Origin of the sequence: Rubrimonas cliftonensis, assembly GCF_900107585.1 — a bacterium.
Taxonomy (GTDB): Bacteria; Pseudomonadota; Alphaproteobacteria; order Rhodobacterales; family Rhodobacteraceae; genus Rubrimonas; species Rubrimonas cliftonensis.
The window spans coordinates 1-2761 of sequence record NZ_FNQM01000070.1 but is presented as its reverse complement, the minus strand read 5'-3'; the positions used below and the strand labels follow the sequence as shown (position 1 = coordinate 2761).

The 2761-nt window shown below is 69.1% G+C and carries 3 protein-coding genes and 1 pseudogene; all 4 read right to left on the bottom strand.

Annotated features, from left to right (window positions below; translation table 11 throughout):
* A pseudogene (locus BLW43_RS24530) lies at positions 1 to 128 on the bottom strand (ABC transporter ATP-binding protein); the annotation flags it as partial.
* Between the two features lie 16 nt (positions 129 to 144).
* Positions 145 to 609 (bottom strand): hypothetical protein, encoded by a 465-nt coding sequence (locus BLW43_RS22505; protein ID WP_093257156.1) that lies wholly within the window; start codon positions 607 to 609, stop codon positions 145 to 147.
* Between the two features lie 26 nt (positions 610 to 635).
* Complete coding sequence (locus BLW43_RS22500; protein WP_093257153.1) at positions 636 to 1598, bottom strand: YVTN family beta-propeller repeat protein; 963 nt, start codon at positions 1596 to 1598, stop codon at positions 636 to 638.
* A 32-nt stretch (positions 1599 to 1630) separates the two neighbouring features.
* Positions 1631 to 2761, bottom strand: a 1131-nt coding sequence (locus tag BLW43_RS22495) for an ABC transporter substrate-binding protein (protein WP_342741637.1), incomplete at its 5' end; no start/stop codon positions are given.

The following is a 2761-nucleotide window of genomic DNA, read 5'->3' as shown; positions in this document are numbered from 1 at the left end:
TTGCCGGCCCCGTTCACCCCCAGCAGCGCCGTGAACGCGCCGCGCGGGGCGCTGAACGAGACGTCGTCCAGCGCCCGCGTCCGGCCGAAGGCGTGGCTCACGCCGCGCACTGTCAGGGCTGCGTCCATGCCTTCGGCGATGCGCTCAGCGGATGATGATGTCAACCTTCTGGGTGTCGCCGGAAGTGCCGGGGATGCGCATCTCGTACTGGCCGGGGCGGATGGCGATGAAGCTCATCTCGATCGTGCCGGCGGCGTCGAACTCGAAGCTGTCGAGGCCGATCGGGCGCACTTCGAGGTCGTTGATCACGACCTCGTTGATCCAGATGTTGCGGAAGAACGACGCGCCGCCGATCGCCAGTTCGCCGGTGCCGTCGGCATTGATCTCGATCTGGTAATAGCCGCCCGACACCAGTTCGATGGGCGCGTCAGCCAGCGGCTTGCCGACGCTGAGGTTGATCGGCGGCAGGGTGACGCGGTTGCGGCGGTCCATCAGGCCGGCGAAGCCGAGCGTGATGGTGCGGTCCTGCGCGGCGGCCTCGCCCGGCGCGAAGGCGGCCGGGGCTGCGACGGCGGCGGCGAGCAGGCCGGCGATGGCGATGGATTTCATGTCTCTCTCCCTCTGATGGCGTTGGTTCAGTTCGGCGCGACGACCACGCCCCAGGGCTGCTCGCCCACGGCGATGGACTTCACGACCTTCATCTCGGCGACGTCGATCACGGAGACGTCGTTGGAGTTGCCGTTGGTGGTGTAGAGCAGGCTCTCGTCGGGCGTTAACGCCATCTGCCACACGCGCTGGCCGACGAGCAGGTAGTCGAGCACCTCATGGGTGCGGCCATCCACCACCGCGACGCGGTTCGCCGGGCCGAGCGCCACGAACACCTTCGAGCCGTCGCTGGTGGCGCGCACGCCCACCGGCTGGAGCGCCTCGGGCACGATGCCCGGCACGGCGAACTCGATCTTCTTCAGGATGTCGCCCGATGCCGGGTCGATCACGCTGACGGTGCCGCCGATCTCGGCGGAGACGTAGAGGAACTGGCCGTCCCTGGTGAACTCGGCGATGCGCGGGCGGCTGTCGACCAGCGTGTTCTGAAAGATCTCGAAGGTCTCGGTGTTGATGAAATGCGCCATGTTGGTGGTCTCGGAGGTGTTGACGACCACCTTGCCGTCAGGGCTCACGCCCATGCCCTCGGGCTCGATGCCCACGGGAATCTCCGCCAGCACGCGATGGGCCACCACGTCCACGACGGTCACGAGATTGTCGTCCTCGTTGGCGATGTAGAGCGGGTTGCCCGACGGGTGCAGCACGAAAAGCTCGGGGTTGGGGCCCGAGGGCAGCGTGTGCTTGAGCGTCATGGTCGCGGTGTCGAACACCTGCACCGTGTCGTTGTCCGACGCGCAGATGTAGAGTTCCGAGCCGTCGGGGCTGATGGTGATGCCGCGGGGGCGCTGGCCGACGTCGACGGTCTGCACGACCTCGAGCGTCCGGCTGTCGATCACCGTGACGGTGTTGCCCTTCTCGTTCGAGACGTAGGCGAGCTGCGCGTAGGCGGGCGCGGCGATCGCCATGGCGGCGAGGGTGCAGAAGGTAAGTTTCATCGGGGCGTCCTTTGGCGTGAGAAGCGAGCGGCTCAGAAACGGCAGGCGCTCTCGGGCTCGTCATAACCCAGCGTGTCGAGGCGGGTGCGCTGGTGCAGGAATTCCTCCTGCGGCGACAGCGTGACGACCAGCTTGCCGTCCGCCAAAATCACCGCCTGCCGAAGCTGGTTGTTCCAGGCCCGGAAGGTCAGCGGCTGCCCCTTGAAGGCGGCCAGTTCGAAGGTGTCGCCGCGCATGAAGTCACGCAGCACGGCCGGATCATCGGAGGCCGTGCGCGTCACCGCCTCGCCGACGGCGCGCAGGGCCGCCCACACGTTGTAGTCGAGGTCGGTCATGGCGCGGCCGGCGGCCTTCTCGAAGCGCCGCTGCATCTGCGTCGCGCCGAAACCCTCGAAGCTCGCGTCCCAGTTGCTCGCGATCAGCCCTGCGTCGCCGGCGACGGGCCGCGCGTCCCACGCCCGGTAGGGGATGTAGGCGCCGAAAACCTCGCTCTCGTCGGCGACGACGACGACGTGGTGCTCGGGCAGGTTCTGCATGAAGACCGGGATCTGGCGCTGAACGAGCACATGGCCGCTGTCGGTGCGCCGGGCGCCGCCGGCGTCCTCGAACACGCGCGTCTCGACCACGCGGGCGCCGAACTTCTGCGCGGCCCGCGCGAAGGCCTCGCCCTTGGCGACGTCGCGCGGGTGCGAGCCGTGGACGATCACCCAGTCCGTCCAGCGCTTCCAGACGAGATACTGCGCCAGACCGTCGGCGAGCATCGCCCTGCTGGGAGAGACATGGAACAGGTTCGCCCGGCAATCCGCGCCGCGCAGCCGGTCGTCGGCCGCGTCGGCGTTGATCACCAGCACGTCCGTCCCGGCGAGGTGGTCGGCGGCGGCGAGCGTCGCGTCGGCGTCGGCGAGCGTCACCACGACGCTGACGCCTTCCGCCACCAGCGCGTCGAGACGGGCGCCGATATCCGCCTCGGCGACCGTGACCTCGACGGTCTCGTAGGTCTGGCCGAGGAAGCGCCCGGTGGTCGCGTTGTCGGCCGTCGCAACCCGCGCGCCCGCGAAGCCCTCGTCGCCCGCGGGCAGGTCAAGACGCGACAGGGGCAGAGGCCGCTCGCGCTCAACGCGCAGGACAGCGGCCTTGATCTCCGCCGCCCCGGCGCCCGCCGC

What these genes read in the sequence shown, in the direction of transcription:
- BLW43_RS22500 (WP_093257153.1), bottom strand. Translation starts at nt 1,598, where the DNA reads ATGAAACTTACCTTCTGCACCCTCGCCGCCATGGCGATCGCCGCGCCC.
- BLW43_RS22505 (WP_093257156.1), bottom strand. Translation starts at nt 609, where the DNA reads ATGAAATCCATCGCCATCGCCGGCCTGCTCGCCGCCGCCGTCGCAGCC.